Here is a 20,396-nt window from a genome sequence, read left to right as displayed (position 1 = left end):
TGAGGAATGCTCCTGTCAAAGCGCCGAGCGGCGATATCGGTTCCGCTCCTGCTCAACATCTTCAGCGGCGTAGGGCCTCGACGTTTCGTCAAAACGCGTCCAGCCCTCCTGACCATAGGCCGAACGCCGTTCGAAGGGATCGACCCAGTTCGAGCGTCGGAGGATAGCCTCCGCCTCAGGCACAAAATCGTCTTCAACCCGCGCAGTGACGAGAGTTCCGCCTCTGCGCACGCCCTCCGCATAGACATTGGCGTCCTCTTCCGAAACGCCTGAGCGGGTCATGGCTCCGATCAATCCGCCAGTGGCTCCTCCGGCAACAGCACCGCCTGCCGCACCGACGGCGGTGGCGGCCAGCCAGCCAGCGGCGACGACGGGTCCGACACCGGGTATAGCCATCATGCCGAGGCCCGTCAGCAGGCCGCCGGCGCCGCCGACAATGGCCCCGATGCCGGCACCGGTGCCGGCACCTTCAGCGGCTTTGCTGTCCTCGCCGTGGCGTCTGTCGGCGTTACTGGCCACAATGCTGATGTCGCTTGAGGGGATGCCCGCGCGCTCGAGTTCGCTGACGGCGTTACTTGCATCATCATAATCATCAAAAAGTGCAGTTACGGTTCTCATCATGTTTCTCCCAAAAGTCCGTGCGCTTAAGTCCTGCCCTCACCTGGCGACGACGTTGCCCTGGTAATCGAGTGCTATGGCCACGGTTTTTCCGTCTTTCATTCCCGATGCCATCCACACGCCCTTGTCATTCTTGGTGAGGCCTGTGATCCCGGTGTAACCGGACTCCTCCATCCGCTTCTTCGCCTGCACCTCCGTAAAGCTGTTGGCGCCTTCCACCGGAGCCGTCGGATTTTTCGTATCCGGCGTCACAACCGCCGGCGTATCACCACCGGGATTTGCTGTCGGAGCCTGCTGGGCAAAGGCCGAAACAGCCCCGGCTCCAACAAACAACGCCATGAAAAAAGTCTTCTTCATTTGGGTCTTCCTCCCTTTTCACCATCAGCCATACTTCCCGTCGGAGACGGTGCCTTTCCGGCCCGGGAAAGGCACCTTCCGAACAAAGCGGGAGGCGGAGAGTTCCAAAAAATAATGAGGGGGTGCCGCTTGAACCGTCGCCTCCGCGCGGCGACCGAGGCGGTGCCTGTTCACCAGCCGGAACAAAATCCGCGCTACTGATCGCTGCCGGGATACGGGGAATTCCTGAGAAGAGCCGCCAGGTGCGCGGTATTGCGCACCAGCATGCTGACCATGGTTTTGACGGCATCGGGCGTCTTGTCCAGATCCACGAAATTCGTCGACCCCATCGCTTCCCCGACCCAATAGGCAACAGCATTGGCAGGGATGGTGAAGCCGACGTCATTCAGCGCCTGAAAGAGCTCCGCCGAGACATGATGGGCGCCGTCTTCATTTCCGACAACCGCGACAGCCGCAACCGGCCATAAGAAACCATCCGACCCTCATCATCGGTTTCCTCCAGGAATGCATCCATGCGCTCCAGCGCTCTCTTGCAAACGCTCGAAGGTTGGCCAAGCCAGATCGGTGTTCCCATGAGCAGGATATCGGCCTTCAGTATTTTTTCCCGAATGGCCGGCCAGGCATCGCCTTCGCCCTCGTCTGAACTGACGCCCGGCTTGATATCGTGATCGGCGAGCCTGATCGTCTCGGCCTTGATATCCTGGCGGGCGAATTCCCGTAATATGAGGTCCAGCAGCTTCTCGGTGGAGGATGGTTCAGACGTGGCCGACGGTTTGAGCGTCGCGTTCAGAGCAAGAACGGTGAGTGACATGGTAACTCCTTCTGCCATACGGTCTTTCCAGGGTTTGGAAAGTGTTGTGAACAATGATCGGCCATCGGTCAGGAGGCCGGTGACTAACGCCGGGAAAGCAGACGATCCATGGCGTGATGGGGCGGCGGCTTGTTGCTTTCCCGCCCGTTTTCTTTTTCGAGACGGGTCCGGATCTCCTCGATCTCGTCCTCCGTCAGATGCTCGATGCCGATGAAGTCGGCGCGCGCCTGCTCTACGGCCCGCAGCAACTCGTCCAGTTTCGCCTCCATCGCGGCGGAATCCCTGTTCTGGGAATTCTGTACGAGAAAAATCATCAGGAAGGTGACGATCGTTGTGCCGGTGTTGATGACGAGTTGCCAGACCTCCGAAAAATCAAACAGGGGTCCGCTGATGCCCCAGATGAGGACGGTGGCGAGCGCTACGACAAAGGCGCTGGGCGAACCTGAGAAAGATGCGATACGGCTCGCAAAGCGAGTGAAGATCTTGTTCATGACACGCTGAACCCTGCGGCTCTACACGAAAGCAAAGCCCGCTAAGGACCGTGGCTTTCCAGTGAAGCTAACAATCGAGGGCAGCGATTGTTCCGTCATGCAGAAACGCACACGGAAAGGAATTCTGTGCCGCGCTTTATCTTCGCCCAATGTTTCAAGCCCGGGTGCGATGTTCGCGTTTTGCCGGAACCCGATCTGCCTTCGCACATTTACAGGTGCAGACCAAAAACAGTGGGAGGATCCAATGGATTGGAATCGTGTTGAAGGTAACTGGAAGCAGATGAAGGGCAAGGTCAAGGAGCAGTGGGGCAAACTCACCGACGATGACCTTGACGTCATCAACGGCAAGCGCGAACAGCTGGAAGGCAAGATTCAGGAGCGCTATGGTTACGAGAAGGACCGCACCCGAAAAGACATTGACGACTGGTATGGTCGCCAGACCTGGTAACGGAAACCCCGCTTCGGCGGGGTTTTTCTTTATGCTCCGTCGCGAATAAGCGCGATATGAGCGCGCGGCTCCGAGGCGTCGCGGGCGGACTGTCACGAAAGCGTTATGGAAAGACATTAGAACCGCCGCCGGCTGGTCCAAAAATGCACGGCTGTGCAACGACTGGCCTGCGCCTACCAGCCCCTCGGGCAGCGCTCGACAGTTCCACTCGCGCCGACAATATCGGAGACATAGATGAAACGCCGCACCTTTATGATGTCCGCCGCAGGCGCCGCCGCCGGTCTCGCCCTTGCACCGCGCATGAGCTTCGCCGCTGCAGGCACGATCGACTGGTACACCAGTTCGGATACAAACATCCTCGATTTCTGGTCCAACACGATCAAGCCCGCCTTTGAAGCCGCCAATCCTGGCCTGAAGCTCAATCTGGTCGACGCCGGCGACGGCGCCGGTATTATCGCCATCGGCGAGCGCGCCGTTGCCGCGAAGCAGACCGGTACCGATCCGCAGGCCGATTATTTCGAAACGGCCGATCCACTGCTGCCTGCCGGCGCCATCGAAGCCGGTATCTATGTGAACATGGCGAAGGCCGGGCTTTCCAACTATTCGCGTGTCAACCCGCTCGCTATCCAGAGCGAGTACAGCCTGCCCTATCGCGGCAGCCAGGTCCTGCTCGCCTATGACACGAGCAAGCTGAAGCCGGCGGATGCGCCGAAGACATGGGATCAGCTCGTCAGCTGGATCAAGGCCAATCCGGGTCAATTCGTTTACAACCGCCCCGACAAGGGCGGTTCGGGCGGCAATTTTGTTCGTCGCGCCATCCATCAGGCGAACGGCCTTGATCCCAAGGCATTCACTGTCGACAATTACACGCCGGAAGCAGGCGACAAGGCGCTCGGCAAGGCATGGGAACTGCTCAAGGACATCGCACCGTCGCTTTACGACAAGGGCGCCTACTCGTCCGGCAACACCCAGTCGTTGCAGCTTCTTTCCCAAGGCGTCGTCACCATGACCCCGGTCTGGTCCGACCAGGTGCTTCAGGCCATCGACCAGGGCGTTCTGCCGAAGGAAACCGGTCTGGTGCAGCTTCAGGATCTCGCGCTGTGCGGCAATTTTTCGCGTGCCGTCGTACTGGCGAACGGCGCCAATCGCGATGCGGCCCTGAAGCTCGCGAATTTCGTGCTGTCGGAAGAAATCCAGGGGGCAATCCTCACCGAACTTGGCGGCTTCCCCGGCGTTTCCTGGGACTTTGTGCCGGCAGAACTGCGCAAGCGTTTCGCCGACATCATCCCCCAGACTATTCCAACCTTCCCAGCCGGTAAATGGGAAACCGCCATTAATGATGGCTGGTATCGCAACGTCGCTCCCAACGTTGACCGCAAGTCGTGACCGAAGTCGCAGAAGGAGTGGCTCGCCCGCTCATGGACAATACGTCAGGCAGGAGGCCAAGCGGCCTCCTGCTCGTTGCCATACCCGTATTCCTGATGATCTGGCTCGTTATATGGCCAGCGATCAACGCCATCGGCCGCACTGTCTGGCGCATCGACGCGAATGGTGAAACGCGTTTCGACCTTTCCAGCTACGACTTTTTCTTCTCGGACCGCTACAGTCTCGACAATCTTGCCGTGACGTTGTGGACGACGATGGTCTGCGCGATCCTCCTGCTGGTCATCTGCCTGCCGATCGCGCTTTACCTGCGCTTTTCGCAGGGCCGCCTCTCGGCCTACGTGCAGGCGCTGGCCATATTCCCGATGTTCGTGCCCTCCATCATCCTCGCCTTCGCCTTCATCCGCGTTCTCGGTCCGAACGGCATGGTTGACATATTGCTCAACGCCGTCGACCTGCCGAAAATCCGCACGCCCTATCTCACGCCCTGGGGACCCGTCATCGGTCTTGTCTGGGACAATATTCCGCTGACCGTGCTTATCCTGCTCGCGGGGCTTGGAAGCGTTGCCAACCAGTCGGTAGAGGCGGCGCGGGATGTCGGCGCAAACGCGCTGCAGGTTTTCTGTCACATCATCCTGCCACGCATTACCAATTCCATTCTCGTGGCGCTTTCCTTTTCGGTGCTCGGCATTTTTTCCTCCTTCACCCTTCCATATCTTCTCGGACCGGCCTCTCCCGAAATGCTTGGCCCTTTCATGCAGCGCACGCTGCGCGAAGTGCAGGATCCCATCGGCGCCATGACACAGGCCGTCATCGCTTTCGGTTTCTGCATTGCTTTCGGCCTGTTTTATGTGCGTTCGGTCGCGCGCAACCAGGGGAAATGACATGACGACGATGACGCGGGCTCGGGCCCGCATGGACTGGCCCGGCATTTTTTTTGCTACGCTTCTCACCATCGCCATCGTCGGGCCGCTGCTTGTTGTGGGCACATGGGCATTCACCGAGGTCTGGCGTTTCCCCAATGTCATCCCACAACAGTTCGGTTTCCGGTTCTGGGGCCAGACACTGGGCCGCGCTGACGTGTGGAACGCTTTGATGCTGAGCCTGCGGCTGACGACGGTTGTGACGCTGCTTTCGGCGGTGATCTGCCTTCCTGCTGCATACGCCTTCGCGCGTATGAGCTTTCCCGGCCGTAACCTCCTGTTCTTCTCCTTCCTCGCCGGCCACGCCTTCCCGAAATTCGGCCTTCTGGTGGCAATTGCCGCCATTTTCCTGCAGCTCAACCTCATCGGTACCTTCTGGGGCGTCGTTCTCATCCAGCTGGTCGGCACGCTGATGTTCATGATCTGGATTCCCGTGGCGGCCTTCCAGGCCGTCGATCGGCGCATGGAAGAAGCCGCCCGGGATGTCGGCGCCAGCCCGCTCAGGGTCTTCTGGTCAATTACCCTGCCACAGGCGGGACCGACTATTGCCGCCGCCGTTATGCTGAGCTTCGTTGGTACTTTTTATGAGACCGAAGGTGCATGGCTGATCGGGGCGCCCGGCATTCGTACGATGCCGGTTTTGATGATCAGCTACATCAACAATCAGATGGTCATCCAGTATGGTGCAGTTCTGTCCGTCCTGCTCTGGGTGCCGTCCTTCATTGCCCTCATGTTCGCCCGCCGCGTCATCGGAGGCGGCGCATTTGCCCGCGGTTTCGGCGGTTAGGAAATCTACATGTCCGTACTCCACATTCGCCAGGTCACGAAAAGCTTTTCCGGTGGTACCAAGGCAGTCGACAGTTTCTCGCTCGATGTCGCTGATGGCGAACTCGTCTGCCTTCTCGGCCCCTCCGGTTCGGGGAAATCGACATTGCTGCGCATGGTTGGCGGGTTCGAGCAACCGACAGGCGGGCAAATCACCATAGATGGCGAAGACGTCACCCGCCTGCCTCCGGAGCGGCGACCGACCGGCATGGTATTCCAGAGTCACGCGCTCTGGAGCCACATGAATGTGTTCAAAAACCTTGCTTTCGGCCTCAAACTGCGCCGCATGCCGGCTGCCGTGATCAGGGAGAAAGTGGAGGCCGTGCTCGAACTCGTCGGTCTCTCCGGTTATGGCGAGCGAGCCACGAGCCAGCTTTCGGGCGGCCAGCAGCAGCGTGTGGCGCTTGCCCGCTCGCTGGTTCTGGAGCCGAAAATCCTGCTTCTTGACGAGCCCTTCGCTAGTCTCGACCAGCATCTGCGCGAAAGGCTGCGGGAAGAGGTTCGGGATATCCAGCAGCGTCTCGGCATCACCACGCTGTTCGTCACTCACGGTCAGGACGAGGCGCTTTCCATGGCAGACCGCATCGTCGTGATGGCGAATGGCAAGACCGAACAGATCGACCGGCCGAATGTGATCTACCGGGAGCCGCAGACCCCTTTCGTCGCCGGCTTCATCGGCACCATGAACCTGATTGAGGGCACGGTTTCAAATGGGAACTTCATGCGCGCTGGTTTCACCTTTCCGCTTCCCATCTCTGATGGCCCGGCCATTCTCGCCATTCGCCCGGAAGCCATCGATCTGGCGACCTCCGAAACACCGGAGGGGAGTGTGCACCGGGTGACGGATTATGGCACCCATGGCCTTGTCGACCTTGATCTGACCGATGGTACCAGGATCAAATCCATGGTCTCCCATCCGGATATGTTCCGGGCGGGACAGGGGGTACGGATTTCGCCCCGTTCCATCACGGCCTATCGCGACAACCGCCCGATCTACCGGAGCTGACATGACCCATCCGATACTCATCGACCGCAACGGCCACAAAACCTGGCTCAAATGGCACCGCGGCCGCCGCCGTGCTTCCGATCCGGTCTTTACGGGGGAGCGTATCATCGAAGCGATGCGGCTCGGTGCAAGCATCGAAGTCGATCTCGTCATTCATGGCGATCACGGTTGCGCCGTTTTGCATGACCGGACGCTGGAGCGGGAAACCACTGGCACCGGCCGGGTACGCGATACATCCGCCGCAACCCTGCGACAGCTTCACCTGCGCGATAATGACGGCCAGCCAATCGCTTCGAAAGTGATGCTGCTCGAAGACCTTTGCGCCCTGCTTGCGGACGACACCGTTCATCCCGACGCCCTGCTACAGCTCGATTTCAAGGAAAACCGGCAGGCGCTTGCCCCACAGGTGGTCGCCGGCTTCGGGATAAGCGTTTCACCCATCGCAAAGTCGGTGATCCTGTCAGGCGGCGATTTCGACGCTATTACCGCGCTGGCTGGCTCGGCCCCCGGCCTTCGCACTGGCTATGACCCCTGCCATCGCGGCACCCTTGCAGAGTTGAAGGCAAGCGGAAACTATCTGGGCTTCATCGAAGACGCACTTGCCACAGCACCCGATGCGGACATGATCTACCTCGCGTACGAGATCGTGCTTGCAGCTGCGGATGCTGGTGTCGATATCATCGCCCCGATCCATGCCGCGGGCCGCCGTGTGGATGCTTGGACGATCAACAGCGTCACGCCGCAATCCATCGAGCAAGTGACGCGCCTTTTAGGGCTCAAGGTGGACCAGATCACCACCGATGATCCAGAAGGGCTGGCGGAGGTTTTCAGCAAATGACAGTCAATTACAGCGCCATCCTCGAGCACATGGTCGCCACCGCCCGCGAAGCCGGCGCATTGACGCTCGACCATTTCCGGCGCTTTCGCGACATCGAGATCGGCGTCAAGGGGCCGGGAGACTTCGTTTCCGACGCCGATAGGGATTCAGAGACGCTGATCCGAAAGCGTCTGCTCGGCCGATATCCCTGGGGACTGACCGGCGAGGAATTTGCGCCTGTGGAAGGAGCCGATCAGGATCATCGCTGGCTGGTCGATCCAATCGACGGCACCACCAATTTCCTCTTCGGCCAACATTACACGATCACCATCGCGCTCAGGCGCGGCGACGAGACCATATGCGGACTGGTCTACAATCCCGTCTCCGGCGAGATGTTTACGACGATCAAGGGGGAAGGCGCCTATCTCAACGACGAGCGCCTGCAGGTCAATGCCAGCACCGATGTTGCCTTGATGTGCGTCGGCACCGGCCTGCCGACGCCCAATCTCCAGCTTTATCAAGGCGCCTATCAGCGCCTCGACGCAATCCGCGCCCCTATCGGCGCGGTCCGTGTGGTCGGTAGCGCCGCCAATTCATGCGCTTACGTGGCCTGCGGCCGGCTGACCGGTTATTATGAGGAAACCGGTTTCGTCGACACCGCAGCCGGCATCCTGCTGGTGCAGGAGGCGGGCGGAATCGTGACTGACTGGTGGGGTCGCGGTCCGGAATTCTACGAAAAGACGGGCACGCTGATCGTCGCCAATCCCGCGACCCATGCTTACCTGATGGACCACCTGCGAGGCGTTCCGCTCAAAAACCCGGCATAACGGCTTCTTCTTCGAAGCACTGATACCGCAGCACCCGCCTCAGGCCACCTGCACCAGATGGCCGGGCGATACCGTCCTGTAGTTTCGCGCAGGTGTTTCATATCCAATAGCCCGTATCGGGCTCTTCAGCTCGTCATTGGATATGCCACGCCTTATCCCCCGCCTTGCCGGATCGGGCACTGGCACAGCCGCCATCAGCTTTTTTGTGTAGGGATGCTGCGGATTGTCGAAAACAGCCGCCCGCGGGCCTATCTCGACGATCTCCCCCAGATACATCACCGCGACACGATGGCTGACACGCTCCACCACTGCCATGTCATGCGAGATGAACAGAAAGGCGAGGTTGAGGCTATGTTGCAGGTCGAGCAGCAGATTGCACACCTGCGCCTTGATCGAGACATCGAGCGCCGACACACTCTCATCGGCGACGATAACCTTCGGATCGAGGGCGAGCGCACGGGCAATGGCGATACGCTGGCGCTGGCCGCCCGAAAATTCATGGGGGTAGCGATTGGCCATGTCGGCTGAAAGGCCGACCTTTTCGAGAAGATCGGCGGTCTTTTCCTTCGCCTGTTTCGTGGTGCCCAATTTATGCTTGATGAAGGGTTCGGAAATTGCCGTACCCACCGTCATGCGCGGATTGAGCGAGGAGAACGGGTCCTGAAAGATCATCTGCACGGATTTGCGCATGTTGCGGAGCCCGACCGTATCGAGACGCATCACATCATAACCATCGAGTGACACATCGCCGGACGACGGCTCAACAAGCCGCATGATCGAGCGGCCGGTGGTGGATTTGCCGCAGCCGGATTCGCCCACAAGCGACAGCGTTTCACCCTGACAGAGATCGAAGGAGACGTTTTCAACGGCGTGAACCGCACCCGTCTGGCGCGCCAGCAGGCCGGACCGGATGGGAAAACGCGTCACAAGGTTCTTCACCGACAGGACCGGCGTCTGACCGCTCGCAACGGTCTCGGCCACCTCCTGAGGCTCAGTCGAAAGACCGGTCTTCATATCGAGCACGGGAAAACGCGTCGGCCATTGCCGGTCACGCATCGAGCCGAGCTTCGGCACCGCCGAAAGCAGCGCCCGTGTATAGGGATGCTTGCCGCGTTTGAATATCTCCTCGGTCGGCCCGGTCTCGACCTCGTCGCCGCGATACATCACGATCGTCCGGTCGGCGATTTCGGCCACGACGCCCATGTCATGCGTGATGAAGAGCACCGACATGCCCTCCTCTTCCTGCAGCAGTTTGATCAGGTCGAGGATCTGGCCCTGAATGGTCACGTCGAGCGCCGTCGTCGGCTCGTCGGCGATCAGCAGTTTCGGTCGTGAGGCGAGCGCCATGGCGATCATCACGCGCTGGCGCATGCCGCCTGAGAACTGGTGCGGATACTCGTCGAAACGGCCCGCCGCGTTGGGAATTCGGACCTTTTCCAGAAGCCGCACCGTCTCGGCCCGCGCCTCGTGTTTCGAAAGCCCCTTATGGCGAATGAGAACTTCCGAAATCTGGCGGCCGATGGTGAAGATCGGATTGAGCGACGTCATCGGCTCCTGAAAGATCATCGAGATATCGTTGCCGCGTACACCGCGCATTTCCTTTTCGGAAAGCGAAAGCAGATCGCGGCCGTTAAGCAGCACCTCGCCTTCTATCCGGCTGGAGGCCGGGGCAAGCAGGCGCATCAGCGACAGCGACGTCACGGATTTGCCGGAACCGGATTCCCCGACAATGGCGACGGTTTCACCGGGCGCGACATCAAAGGAGACATCACGCACGACACTCTTCCATGCGCCATCGACAAGGAAGGAGGTGGTGAGGTTGCGGACCGAGAGGACTGGTTTTGTCTCCATGGTCTCACCGCCCCACCGCATAGGCCTGCATCAACCGCGGTGTTGCGGCGGCCCGCAGCAGGCCGTCCGCATCGCGGCGCGCCGCGGTGAGCCGCCCGACCGACCAGGCATCGGCAACGGTAACCCGGTGGCCACGACGGCGAAGCTCGGCAAGCGTCGCCTCACCCACCGTGCCCTCCACCATGATTTCACCCGGTGAACTGGTGCGCGGATAAAACGAACCCGGAAAATGCGAGGTATGGAACAAGGGCATATCGATCGACGCCTGCAGGTTCTTGCCGTGGTGGGCATAACGCAGGAAGAAGGGCAGCTGCCACTGGTCCTGCTGGTCGCCGCCCGGCGTACCGAAGACCATGGAAGGCCGGCCCTGATGCAGCGCAAGCGAGGGCGTCAATGTGGTGCGCGGGCGTTTACCCGGTGCAAGCGAGGTCGGCAGGCCTTCCTTCAGCCAGAACATCTGGGCGCGGGAATTGAGCGCGAAACCGAGGACCGGCACGATGGGAGACGACTGCAGCCAGCCGCCCGACGGGGTGGTGGACACCATGTTGCCCCAGCGGTCGATGACATCGATATGCACGGTGTCACCGCGCTTTTCGGTCAGATGCGACATGGTCGGCTCGTAGACGGTGCCCTTGCCGCTCATTTCCGCCAGCATCGCCATTGTCGCGTCCACCTGCTTTTCGTAACCCGGCACGATGCCTGGGCGCAGCTCCAGCGAGGCCTCGCTGCCAATCAGCGCGCGACGTCCGGCATTATAGCCTTCCGACAGGAGATATTCCGTCGGAATCTGCCCGAATTCCGGATCGCCGTAATAGACGTCGCGGTCAGCAAAGGCGAGCTTCATGGCTTCGACGATGGTGTGGATGAAATCGGGACCGGACGGGTCCATGGCCGCAATGTCGAAGCCCTTCAGCAGCGCAAGCGATTGCAGCAGAACCGGACCCTGGCCCCAGGCTGGCGTCTTGGCAATCGTCCAGTCGTGGTAATCGAGCGTCTGCGGCGCTTCAACGGTAGCGCTCCACCCGGCCATATCCTGCGCCGTCAGCACACCCTTGTGCCTTGTGCCGCTGGCATCCATCACCTCTGAAGTGCTGACGTAACTGTCGATGGCTTCCGCAACGAAACCCCGGTAGAAGGCATCGCGCGCCGCCTCGATCTGGTTTTCGCGGCCAGAACGCGCTTCAGCTTCAGTGATGATCCGCTGATAGGTCGCCGCCAGAACAGGATTACGAAAATTGGCGTGAGGCTCCGGTGCGGCACCGCCCGGCAGCCATGTTTCGTAGGAAGTCGGCCATTCCTTCTCGAAGAAATGGGCTAGCCCCTTGATGGTGGCAGAGACACGCGGCAGCGTCGGATGCCCATGTTGGGCATAATAGATGGCCGGTTCCAGCACCTCACGAACGGTCATCGTGCCATAGTCGCGCAGCATCAGCATCCAGCCATCGAAGGCGCCGGGAATGACGGTGGCGAGCAGCCCATCGCCCGGGATGAGCTTCAGACCTTCCGAAGTATAATGTTCAATCGTCGCACCGCTCGGAGCCGGGCCCTGGGCACAGATGACCTCCACCTTGTCCTTCTGCTTCGAATAAAACACGGCGGGCATATCACCGCCCGGACCGCACAGATGCGGCTCGACGATCTGCAGCACGAAGCCGGTGGCGACGGCGGCGTCGAAGGCATTGCCGCCCTTCTCGAGGATTGCCATGCCAACTGCCGAGGCGATCCAGTGGGTTGAGGTGACGACGCCGAAGGTGCCGAGGATTTCAGGGCGTGTGGTGAAATCAGTCATTCCGATATTCCTTGTAAAAAATCATGCTTCGCGCGGATCGAGCGCATCGCGCAGGCCATCGCCCAGAAGATTGAAACCGATGACGACGAGGAAGATGGCAATGCCGGGCCACATCGTCATCCATGGCGCCTGGCTCAAGAAGTTCTTGGCGGTGTTCAGCATTGAACCCCAGGAAGGTGCGGGCGCCTGCTGGCCAAGGCCGAGGAAGGAAAGGCTCGCCTCCGCGATGATCGCGGTCGCCACCGTCAGCGTCGCCTGCACGATGATCGGGGCAAAGACATTCGGCAGGATGTAGCGGGTCATGATGTCGATGTGGTTGAGGCCGATAGACCTTGCACCCTCGACATAATCCTCCATCTTGACGGCCAGCACCTGCCCGCGCGTCAGCCGCACGAAGATCGGCATGGCGGAAAGGCCGATGGCGATCATCGCATTGGTAAGGCTCGGGCCGAGGAAGGCGGCAAGCGCAATCGCCATGATCAGGAACGGCATGGCCAGCAGCGCTTCGGTAATGCGGGAGATGACCATATCCACCCAGCCGCCGAAATAGCCGGAGATCAACCCGAAGGGGACGCCGATTACCACGGCGATCATGACGGAGACGACGCCGGCCATCAGCGAAGCGCGGGCGCCATAGATCATGCGCGAGAGAATATCGCGGCCGAGATCATCCGTGCCGAGCCAATGGGCCGCCGACGGCGCCTTGCGGATGGCCGACCAGCTGGTCGCGACGGGGTCGGCAATCGGCAGTATCGGCGCGGCAATCGCCAGCACGGCGAAAAACACGACGATGATCAAGCCGGCGAGCGCCGACTTGTTGCGCTTCATTTTTTTCCAGGCGCGGCTTTCCTGCTGCGTCGCCGGTATCGAAAGGTTTTGATCCAAAACGGTCATGATATCAGGGCCTTAGATTGTCGCCCTGAGGCGGGGGTTGAGCAGGACATAGGCAATGTCGGCCAGCAGGTTCATGAGGATGAAGCCGACGGCGGTGCAGAGCACGATGCCCTGCACGACGGCATAATCACGCGTGAAGACCGCATCCACGGTCATCTTGCCGAAACCGGGAATGGTGAAAATCTGCTCCGTCAGAACCGCACCGGCCAGCAGTTCGCCGAAGAGCAGCGCCAAGAGCGTGATAACGGGCAGAAGCGCGTTGCGGAAACTGTGAGACAGGATGATTTCGCGCGGGGAAAGCCCCTTGGCGCGGGCGGTGCGGATGTAATCGGAGCTGAGCACCGCCACCATCGCCGAACGTGTATGGCGCATCAGCGTCGCCGCCAGTGCATTGCCCAGCACGAAGGCGGGCATGATCATGGTTTCGATGGAGCGGACAGGGTCTACGAAGATCGATTCATAACCCGATGCCGGCAGCCAGCCGAGTTTCACCGATACCAGCAGAATGAGCATGATGCCGAGCCAGAAATTCGGGATGGACAGGCCAGAAAGCGCAACGATATTGGCCGTGTAGTCAATCCACGTATTCTTCTTGACGGCGGCCAGAATGCCGATGGGAATGCCGATGATCATGGCAAAAAACATCGCCATGACAGCCAGCTGAATGGTTACCGGCAGCTTCTGGGCAATCAGTTCCAGAACCGGCTGGTTCGTGCGCAACGAAATGCCGAAATCACCCGTCACCACGCCGCCGAGCCAGTTGAGATATTGCATCGGCACGGGGTCGTTGAGGCGATATTTTTCCCGCAGGAATTCGATCGTGGCGGGGTCGCGCTCTTCGCCAGCCATCGCGAGGATGGGATCGCCCGGCAGGAGTTTCTGCAGGGAAAAAACGAAAATGGAAATGATCAGAAGCGTCGGGATCGCGACCAGCAGTCGCTTGCCGATATAAACAGGCATGGCATTGCCCCCGTTTTGGTCCGGTCTTGGCGGCCGCACGGCAACCCGTGCGGCCTATGCGAAGGGATCAGTCCTTGGAAACGCCGAGAAGGCGGATCATGCCGTCAGGCGAAGGCGCCCAGCCCTTGACCTTTTTGGAGATGGCATAGGCATAAGGCTGGTGGCCGAGATAGATGATCGGCATGTCATCGTTGAGGATGACACTTGCGGCGTCGTATTTTTCCTTGCGGACTGCGTCGTCGGTCGAAGCGCGGGCCTCGTTCAGCAGCTTGTCCACTTCAGGATTGCAATATTTCACATCGTTGATGCCGCCCTTGCAGGTGACGAACTGGTGCAGGTTGCCATCGGGATCGATACGTCCCGACCAGTCGGAGCGGCTGAGCTGATAATTGCCGGCGGTCTGTTCGGAAAGAAGCGTCGCGAATTCCGTGGCCTTCAGGGTGACGTTGAAGCCGGCCTCCGCCACCATGGACTGGATGACCTGCATCATCTGCGTCTGCGTTGTGTTGTTGGCGTGCTGAAGCTCGACGTCCAGCGTCTCGTAACCCGCCTCCTTCATCAACTGCTTGGCCTTGTCGATATCACGCGGCGGAACCGGCAGGTTCTGGTTGAACCAGGGGCTTGTGGGCGGATATGCCTGATTGCCGGCCTTGGAGGTGCCTTCAAAAACGATCTGGCCGATCGCTTCGCGGTCGATCGCGTAGGAAAAGGCCTGACGCAGGCGCTTGTCCTTGCCGAGCGGATTATCCGCGCGCGCGCCATTGTTGATGTTGACATACATGGCCATGTAGCCCGGTCCGATGACATCGGCATAGTTCAATTTGGGATCATTCTTGACGGATTCCGCATCGGAAGCCGAGATGCGCTCGGCGATATCGAGATCGCCGGCACGAAGGTTCGCAAGCTTCACGGTCGTATCGGGGATCGGCAGATAGACGACCTTGTCGACGAGGATTTTGTCCTTGTCCCAATAGTCAGCAAATTTTTCGAGCACGATGCGATCCTGCTGGATGCGCTCGACAAATTTGAACGGTCCGGCGCAGACTGGCTTGGAACCGAAATTGGCGCCCAGTTCCTTGGCCGCTTTCGGTGCGACGATCATGCCGGCGCGGTCGGAAAGCTGTGCCAGAAGGGTAACGTCAGGCGTCTTCAAGGTGAATTTGACTTCCAGCGGTGCTGTCGCCTCAACCTTCTCGACAGAGGACAACTCGCTCTTGCGGCGGGATTCCGGCAGCGTCATGTTGCGCTCGATGGTGGCGACGACGGCCGCCGCGTCAAGCGTTTCGCCATCGTGGAACTTGACGCCATCGCGGATTTTCATGGTCAGCACCTTGCCGCCTTCGGACCAGGCCCATTCGGTGGCAAGCTGGGGCACGATCTTCATGTCCTGGGAGATATCCACCAGCTTGTCGCACATGGCGGTGTAAACGATGCGGCCGACGAAGGTGCGCGATTGCGCGGGGTCGAGCACATCGGCATCGTCATTGAGGCCGATGCGCAATACGGACGAGAGCGCCGGCGAGGCCAGAAATACGCTTGCCAACAGCGCCGCAGTCAATGTCTGGATTTTCTTCATGTTCGTTTCTCTGGTCAGGTTATTTTGACTTTTTGTCATTGGCCGCCCCGTGAGGGGCGACAGTTTTCATCTGTGGCCTCAAGAGGCCTCAGTCATCGAACTAACAGCTTCGGCCGCATCGCCCTTCCCGACGCCTTCCTCCAGAAAGCCGAGAGACGTGGCGCGGATCAGCCTTTCCTGATGCATGAGAAGATGCTGACGCATGGCTTCACCGGCTCTGGCGGGATCACGGTCGGCGATGGCATCGACAATGGCCATATGCTGGTCGAAAGACGCCCTGCCGTTTGCGCCGCTGCGCCGGGCAAGCTCCCGTATCGACTGCCAGGCATCATCCTGACGCACGCGGTTGATGACATCGAAGATGGACAGGAAAAGCTTGTTGCCAGCGCTCTGGGCAATCTGGCGATGGAGCGAGCCATCCCATAATTCCTTGGCATCGGCATCCGTGCTCTGGCCGGTTTTTTCGACAAGGGCGCGCATGCGCTCCACCTCGTCCGGCTTGGCGCGCATGGCCGCGAGCTGCGCCAGCTGCGGCTCGATGCGCAGGCGCACTTCCATGATTTCCATGAAATCCGTCCCGGCGACCAGTTCCGTGACCTGGGCGGACCAATCATCCGGTTTTTCACCCACAAAGGTTCCGGCCCCCTGCCGCCGCCATATGAGGCCTTCGGCTTCCAGAACCTCAAGGGCGCGACGAACCGCACGACGGCCGACATTGAAGGTTTCCGCGAAGGCTCGCTCCGTGGGCAGGCGACGGTCTTTCGCAAGATCCTGCGTCTGAACGTACTCCCGCAACTTCGCAACCGCGTAGTTGGAGTTGTCGTTGGGGTTCACCGTCACGTCGCACCATTTACCGAACCAATCTTACATTGGTTCATTTGGTGAGAAATTTTCGCTGTCGTCAAGCTTATTTTTAAGCGGCAATAACTGGCGCTCAAAATATAGGCATGTGGCGTTTTTAAAGGTGAACGGTGGGAGATTGGGCGCTATAGACGCACCCGGCCCTCCTGGAGATCGATGGAGAGCCTGACGCGCCCCGACAGGCGCTCGCCGGGGCCAACCGTCATCAGACCCTGCCCTTCCCGCTGCGCCTGAGGCAGGCCAAGCGCTCCGGCGGCCATGGAAACGGGCTCAAGACAGAGATAACGTTCCATGCGGTGTACGGCGAGATGGCCGAAAACCGCATCGGCTTCGAGCCGTAGTGAAAACCTGTCGAAGTCGACCTGCGCGCTCGACCAATCGGTGAAATGCAATGTGTAGCCCGTTGCAGCGGGAATGGCGGGTTTCGGGCGAGGTGCCGGCGGATGGCCGGTTGGCACGTTCTGTGCGTCCAGCGGATATTGCAGTTTGGCGTCCGTCCACGCATCGCAACCGAGCCCGGCCGCCAGATAGGGATGCCAGCCCAGCGACACCGGCGCTGGCACATTCGCGCGATTTGTTATCGACAATTCCACGGTCATGCTGTCGTCTTCCAGCAGGAAAGACTGCTCGGCGCGGAAGGAAAACGGCCACTCTCCGTCAGCCTCGTAGTCCAGTGCCAATGCGACCCGATCCGACGACAGGTCCGAAATCTCCCACGGCCGGCGGTGAGCCGGGCCATGCATGGCGTCAGGCGCAAGCGCCGGATGCGGCAGCAGGTCATGGCGGATACCCGTATGGACGAAGGACCCGCGATAGAGCCGGTTGTGATAGGGAAACAGCGGGTATGCGCCGGCCCTCGGCCAGTTGAACGGCTCGAAATCCTGCTCCGTTGTCGGCACCAGAATATCACCGTAGTCCGCGTGCCACAGATGGGTCATCCTACCACCCCAAGCAGGGCGCAGGCGGGCATAGAGCCGCCCGCAGGCAAGCGTAACCATTTCAGGCGAAGGCATAGGAGCCGTCAGGCCGTTTCGGCACCCGTCTTTGCCAATGAACATAGCCATCTTCCTGCATGGCTTTTTCATCCATCTCGACACCCCAGCCCGGGCGGTCGGGCCTCAGCTCCAGATATCCGTCCTTCGGCAGATAGGGGTCGACGACATAGCGGGTTTCGTCCTCGCGTTTTTCGAGATCGGTGCCGCCATAGACGTAGCATTGCCCTTTCGGCAGCCGGTATTCGAGAATCCGGAAATTCTGCTGGGCAGCGGAAAAATGCACGTTGACGGCGGTGGCGAGCGGTCCCATCGGGTTATGCGGCGCGATGCTGACGAAGTGGGCTTCCGCGAGCGTGGCGATGCGGCGCATCTCCGAAATGCCGCCGACGACGCAGATATCGGGCTGGATGATATCCGCACCCTTTACCTGAAGAAGACGCAGGAACTCATTGCGATTATAAAGGCTTTCACCGGTTGCCAACGTGCAGTTCAGCCCCTGTTTCAGGTCTCCCCACATCTCGATGTTTTCCGGGCGCAAAGGCTCTTCGAAGAAAAGCGGATCGTAAGGGGCAAGCGCATTGCCAAGCTGGCGGGCGGCCGCTGGCTCGAAAATCTTGGCATGGGCGTCAAAGGCGATGTCGTAGTCCGGCCGCACCGTTTCGCGAAGCGAACGGAAATACTCGGCGGAACTGCGCACCACCTCGCCCCAGCGATGGGCGTGGATATCGAGGCGCCACGGGCTGAGCTTGAAGGCCGTGAAGCCCCAATCCTCGTTGAGACGGTCGAATTCCTCCTTTGCCGCCGGCGCATCCGGAGCGGTGTAGACACCGGCATAGACCTTGATACGGTCGCGCACTTCGCCGCCCAGCAGCTTGTAGACCGGCACGCCCGCCGCCTTGGCCGCTAGGTCCCAGAGGCAATGATCGAGCGCCGAGATCGCCGACAGACCGAGCGCTCCAGGCGGGAACCGGTTCTGCTGGAGCAGAAGATTATAGAGATACTCCACCCGAGTCGGATCCTGACCGGCGACGAATCCGTAGAGGTAATCCAGCACCGGCGGCAGGGCGAGATCCGGGCCATGATTGTAACATTCACCCCAGCCGGTCAAACCGTCATCGGTATCGAGAGCGACGATGACACGGGGGCGGTCCTTGTCGCGGGTGACGAATACCCGCATGCGATCGATTTTCATGCTTCAGTCTTCCTCATGAATTGCAGCGTGCGAGGCCCGGCATCATCGCGCGACGGCCCCGTTCTTGACTTCGGATGGTTCGACGTAGCGGAATCTGCGGGTACGGTCCCGGTCGCGTGGGTCCGGGCGCGGAATGGCGGAAAGAAGCGCCTGCGTATAGGGATGATCCGGCGCGTTGCAGACCTTTTCGGCGTCTCCCACTTCCACCAGCTTGCCGCGATACATCACACCTACGCGGTCGCACATATAGCGGATGACGCCGATATCATGACTGATGAAGATATAGGCGAGCCCCAGCTCGTCCTGCAGCCGCATCAAAAGATCCAGCACCTGGAACCGCACCGAAACATCGAGCGCGGAGGTCGCCTCATCCGCCACAATGATACGCGGCTTCAGGGTTATGGCGCGGGCGATGCCGATGCGCTGGCGCTGGCCACCGGAAAAAGCGTGCGGGTAACGCTCACGTCCGGCCGGATCGAGACCCACCTGCTCCATCAGCGCGCAGACACGCTCATCCAACTCCCTGCCCCTGGCAATGCCGTTGACCAGCAACGGCTCGCCGATGACCTGTGCCACGGTCATGCGCGGATTGAGCGAGCCGAACGGATCCTGGAAAACCATGCGCAGCTCACGCCGTGCGGCTTTCAGCTCGGGACCTTCTATCCTGGCCAGATCGACCACGCTGCCATCTGCCCGGCGATAGAGCATCGCGCCGCCGGTCGGATCGTAAAGGCGCATGATGGAGCGGCCCATCGTGGTCTTGCCGGAACCGCTTTCGCCGACGATGCCGAGCGTCTCTCCCGGCAATAGCTTGATCGACACGCCATCCAGCGCCTTCATCTCGCCGAAATGCATGGAAAGGTCATTCACTTCGAGCACCGGCGCGGCCGTGAGATCGAGCGGAGGTCGCGCAAGCCGGATTTCAGCCTTCTGCTCCAGCTTCAGCACGGAGCCGATCAACATGCGGGTATAGGGGTCTTGCGGGCTGTGGAATATCTCATCCACGGTTCCATATTCCTTGGCGACCCCACGGTGCATGACCAGCACGTCGTCGGCAATCTGCGCCACCACACCCATATCGTGGGTGATGAACAGCACCGCCATGCCATGCGCCTTTTGCAGCCGCGATATCAGGTCGAGGATTTCGGCCTGTGTCGTCACATCGAGCGCCGTCGTCGGTTCGTCGGCGATCAGAAGCTGCGGTTTGCAGGCCAGCGCCATGGCGATCATCGCACGCTGGCGCATGCCGCCCGAATATTGGAAGGCGTAGCGATCCAGCGCCTTTTCGGGGTTGGGGATTTCCACCTGCCGCAACAGTTCGATGGCCTCGGCGCGCGCCTCGGCCTTGCTCATCTTGAGGTGCAGCCGCAGGACCTCGGTGATCTGGTCACCAACGGTATGCACGGGTGAAAGCGACGACATCGGCTCCTGAAAGATCATCGCGATATCAGCGCCGCGCACCGAGCGGATGGCACGGCTGCGCGGATCGAGCTTTGCCAGATCCAGAGAGGTGCCGTCGGCGCGGTTGAGGATGATCGACCCGGACGCAATGCGACCGGGACTGTCGATGATCTGCAGGATGGAGCGGGCGGTGACGGATTTGCCGGATCCGCTTTCGCCAACGACGCAGAGGGTCTTGCCGGGATCGATTGAGAAAGACAGATCGTTGACGGCCCGGAAAACGCCGTTTCTGACCGGAAATTCAGTGACCAGATTGCGGACTTCGAGCAGCGGTTTGGCTGGCTTCATGGAAAGAATGTCGCTCATCCGGG

19 protein-coding genes and 1 pseudogene are annotated in these 20,396 nt (G+C 60.3%); 7 read left to right on the top strand and 13 right to left on the bottom strand.

Annotation, left to right across the window (positions count from 1 at the left end; all coding sequences use genetic code 11):
• Positions 1–15: 15 nt before the first annotated feature.
• The 4 genes and pseudogenes from DOU54_RS03575 to DOU54_RS03560 all read right to left on the bottom strand — a co-directional run bounded on the left by DOU54_RS03575 (position 16) and on the right by DOU54_RS03560 (position 2,277).
• Positions 16–618 (bottom strand): general stress protein, encoded by a 603-nt coding sequence (locus DOU54_RS03575; protein WP_006700454.1) that lies wholly within the window; start codon positions 616–618, stop codon positions 16–18.
• 39 nt (positions 619–657) lie between these two features.
• Positions 658–975, bottom strand: a complete 318-nt coding sequence (locus DOU54_RS03570; RefSeq protein WP_113730678.1) for a PepSY domain-containing protein — start codon at positions 973–975, stop codon at positions 658–660.
• A gap of 194 nt (positions 976–1,169) precedes the next feature.
• Positions 1,170–1,786 (bottom strand): annotated as a pseudogene (locus DOU54_RS03565) (flavodoxin family protein).
• Between the two features lie 83 nt (positions 1,787–1,869).
• On the bottom strand, positions 1,870–2,277 hold the full coding sequence (locus DOU54_RS03560; protein WP_113730676.1) for a low affinity iron permease family protein: 408 nt from the start codon (positions 2,275–2,277) through the stop codon (positions 1,870–1,872).
• Positions 2,278–2,521: 244 nt separating this feature from the next.
• Between DOU54_RS03560 and DOU54_RS03555 the strand changes: the two genes are divergently transcribed.
• The 7 genes from DOU54_RS03555 (at position 2,522) to DOU54_RS03525 (ending at position 8,506) form a co-directional block, all read left to right on the top strand.
• Positions 2,522–2,725 carry a CsbD family protein gene (locus DOU54_RS03555; RefSeq protein ID WP_004444538.1) on the top strand — a complete coding sequence of 68 codons (204 nt, stop codon included), beginning with the start codon at positions 2,522–2,524 and terminating at the stop codon, positions 2,723–2,725.
• A 234-nt stretch (positions 2,726–2,959) separates the two neighbouring features.
• Positions 2,960–4,111, top strand: a complete 1,152-nt coding sequence (locus tag DOU54_RS03550) for an extracellular solute-binding protein (RefSeq protein ID WP_034497849.1) — start codon at positions 2,960–2,962, stop codon at positions 4,109–4,111.
• A 32-nt stretch (positions 4,112–4,143) separates the two neighbouring features.
• Complete coding sequence (locus tag DOU54_RS03545) at positions 4,144–4,992, top strand: ABC transporter permease (RefSeq protein WP_210274067.1); 849 nt, start codon at positions 4,144–4,146, stop codon at positions 4,990–4,992.
• Position 4,993: 1 nt separating this feature from the next.
• Positions 4,994–5,818: an ABC transporter permease gene (locus DOU54_RS03540; protein WP_004444541.1), complete on the top strand. Its 825-nt coding sequence runs from the start codon at positions 4,994–4,996 to the stop codon at positions 5,816–5,818.
• 9 nt (positions 5,819–5,827) lie between these two features.
• Entirely contained in the window at positions 5,828–6,862 is a 1,035-nt protein-coding gene (locus DOU54_RS03535; RefSeq protein ID WP_113730674.1) for an ABC transporter ATP-binding protein, read from the top strand.
• A gap of 1 nt (position 6,863) precedes the next feature.
• Positions 6,864–7,700 carry a glycerophosphodiester phosphodiesterase gene (locus DOU54_RS03530; RefSeq protein ID WP_113730672.1) on the top strand — a complete coding sequence of 279 codons (837 nt, stop codon included), beginning with the start codon at positions 6,864–6,866 and terminating at the stop codon, positions 7,698–7,700.
• Positions 7,697–8,506 carry an inositol monophosphatase family protein gene (locus DOU54_RS03525; RefSeq protein ID WP_113730670.1) on the top strand — a complete coding sequence of 270 codons (810 nt, stop codon included), beginning with the start codon at positions 7,697–7,699 and terminating at the stop codon, positions 8,504–8,506. Before DOU54_RS03530 ends, DOU54_RS03525 begins: the two co-directional genes overlap by 4 nt.
• A gap of 39 nt (positions 8,507–8,545) precedes the next feature.
• On the opposite strand, the gene DOU54_RS03520 is transcribed toward DOU54_RS03525, so the two are convergent.
• From DOU54_RS03520 to DOU54_RS03480, 9 genes are all read right to left on the bottom strand, one after another.
• Positions 8,546–10,357, bottom strand: coding sequence for an ABC transporter ATP-binding protein (locus DOU54_RS03520; RefSeq protein ID WP_113730748.1), 1,812 nt, complete (start codon positions 10,355–10,357; stop codon positions 8,546–8,548).
• 4 nt (positions 10,358–10,361) lie between these two features.
• The gene (locus DOU54_RS03515) at positions 10,362–12,146 is read right to left on the bottom strand and encodes a gamma-glutamyltransferase family protein (protein ID WP_113730668.1); all 1,785 of its coding nucleotides are present in this window, start codon (positions 12,144–12,146) and stop codon (positions 10,362–10,364) included.
• Between the two features lie 21 nt (positions 12,147–12,167).
• Positions 12,168–13,040 carry an ABC transporter permease gene (locus tag DOU54_RS03510; protein ID WP_169692170.1) on the bottom strand — a complete coding sequence of 291 codons (873 nt, stop codon included), beginning with the start codon at positions 13,038–13,040 and terminating at the stop codon, positions 12,168–12,170.
• A gap of 12 nt (positions 13,041–13,052) precedes the next feature.
• Entirely contained in the window at positions 13,053–14,000 is a 948-nt protein-coding gene (locus tag DOU54_RS03505) for an ABC transporter permease (RefSeq protein ID WP_044458894.1), read from the bottom strand.
• Between the two features lie 67 nt (positions 14,001–14,067).
• Positions 14,068–15,576 (bottom strand): ABC transporter substrate-binding protein, encoded by a 1,509-nt coding sequence (locus DOU54_RS03500; protein ID WP_113730746.1) that lies wholly within the window; start codon positions 15,574–15,576, stop codon positions 14,068–14,070.
• Positions 15,577–15,654: 78 nt separating this feature from the next.
• Positions 15,655–16,416, bottom strand: coding sequence for a FadR/GntR family transcriptional regulator (locus DOU54_RS03495; protein WP_113730666.1), 762 nt, complete (start codon positions 16,414–16,416; stop codon positions 15,655–15,657).
• Positions 16,417–16,562: 146 nt separating this feature from the next.
• Entirely contained in the window at positions 16,563–17,450 is an 888-nt protein-coding gene (locus tag DOU54_RS03490) for an aldose 1-epimerase (protein WP_113730664.1), read from the bottom strand.
• A complete protein-coding gene (locus DOU54_RS03485; protein ID WP_113730662.1) occupies positions 17,437–18,624 on the bottom strand; it encodes a galactarate dehydratase in 1,188 nt (395 codons plus the stop codon). Before DOU54_RS03485 ends, DOU54_RS03490 begins: the two co-directional genes overlap by 14 nt.
• Positions 18,625–18,666: 42 nt before the next feature.
• Positions 18,667–20,391, bottom strand: coding sequence for an ABC transporter ATP-binding protein (locus DOU54_RS03480; RefSeq protein WP_193603289.1), 1,725 nt, complete (start codon positions 20,389–20,391; stop codon positions 18,667–18,669).
• Positions 20,392–20,396: the final 5 nt, after the last annotated feature.

The sequence above is a fragment of the Agrobacterium sp. MS2 genome, from assembly GCF_003261015.1.
Lineage (GTDB): Bacteria > Pseudomonadota > Alphaproteobacteria > Rhizobiales > Rhizobiaceae > Agrobacterium > Agrobacterium pusense.
Note: the sequence above shows the minus strand (reverse complement) of the source record. Positions and strands in the feature narration are given on the sequence as shown.

Excerpts from the sequence above, each read along its gene's own strand:
- DOU54_RS03575 (WP_006700454.1), bottom strand. The coding sequence starts at position 618 with ATGAGAACCGTAACTGCACTTTTTGATGATTATGATGATGCAAGTAAC.
- DOU54_RS03570 (WP_113730678.1), bottom strand. The coding sequence starts at position 975 with ATGAAGAAGACTTTTTTCATGGCGTTGTTTGTTGGAGCCGGGGCTGTT.
- DOU54_RS03560 (WP_113730676.1), bottom strand. The coding sequence starts at position 2,277 with ATGAACAAGATCTTCACTCGCTTTGCGAGCCGTATCGCATCTTTCTCA.
- DOU54_RS03555 (WP_004444538.1), top strand. The coding sequence starts at position 2,522 with ATGGATTGGAATCGTGTTGAAGGTAACTGGAAGCAGATGAAGGGCAAG.
- DOU54_RS03550 (WP_034497849.1), top strand. The coding sequence starts at position 2,960 with ATGAAACGCCGCACCTTTATGATGTCCGCCGCAGGCGCCGCCGCCGGT.
- DOU54_RS03545 (WP_210274067.1), top strand. The coding sequence starts at position 4,144 with ATGGACAATACGTCAGGCAGGAGGCCAAGCGGCCTCCTGCTCGTTGCC.
- DOU54_RS03540 (WP_004444541.1), top strand. The coding sequence starts at position 4,994 with ATGACGACGATGACGCGGGCTCGGGCCCGCATGGACTGGCCCGGCATT.
- DOU54_RS03535 (WP_113730674.1), top strand. The coding sequence starts at position 5,828 with ATGTCCGTACTCCACATTCGCCAGGTCACGAAAAGCTTTTCCGGTGGT.
- DOU54_RS03530 (WP_113730672.1), top strand. The coding sequence starts at position 6,864 with ATGACCCATCCGATACTCATCGACCGCAACGGCCACAAAACCTGGCTC.
- DOU54_RS03525 (WP_113730670.1), top strand. The coding sequence starts at position 7,697 with ATGACAGTCAATTACAGCGCCATCCTCGAGCACATGGTCGCCACCGCC.
- DOU54_RS03520 (WP_113730748.1), bottom strand. The coding sequence starts at position 10,357 with ATGGAGACAAAACCAGTCCTCTCGGTCCGCAACCTCACCACCTCCTTC.
- DOU54_RS03515 (WP_113730668.1), bottom strand. The coding sequence starts at position 12,146 with ATGACTGATTTCACCACACGCCCTGAAATCCTCGGCACCTTCGGCGTC.
- DOU54_RS03510 (WP_169692170.1), bottom strand. The coding sequence starts at position 13,040 with ATGACCGTTTTGGATCAAAACCTTTCGATACCGGCGACGCAGCAGGAA.
- DOU54_RS03505 (WP_044458894.1), bottom strand. The coding sequence starts at position 14,000 with ATGCCTGTTTATATCGGCAAGCGACTGCTGGTCGCGATCCCGACGCTT.
- DOU54_RS03500 (WP_113730746.1), bottom strand. The coding sequence starts at position 15,576 with ATGAAGAAAATCCAGACATTGACTGCGGCGCTGTTGGCAAGCGTATTT.
- DOU54_RS03490 (WP_113730664.1), bottom strand. The coding sequence starts at position 17,450 with ATGCCTTCGCCTGAAATGGTTACGCTTGCCTGCGGGCGGCTCTATGCC.
- DOU54_RS03485 (WP_113730662.1), bottom strand. The coding sequence starts at position 18,624 with ATGAAAATCGATCGCATGCGGGTATTCGTCACCCGCGACAAGGACCGC.
- DOU54_RS03480 (WP_193603289.1), bottom strand. The coding sequence starts at position 20,391 with ATGAGCGACATTCTTTCCATGAAGCCAGCCAAACCGCTGCTCGAAGTC.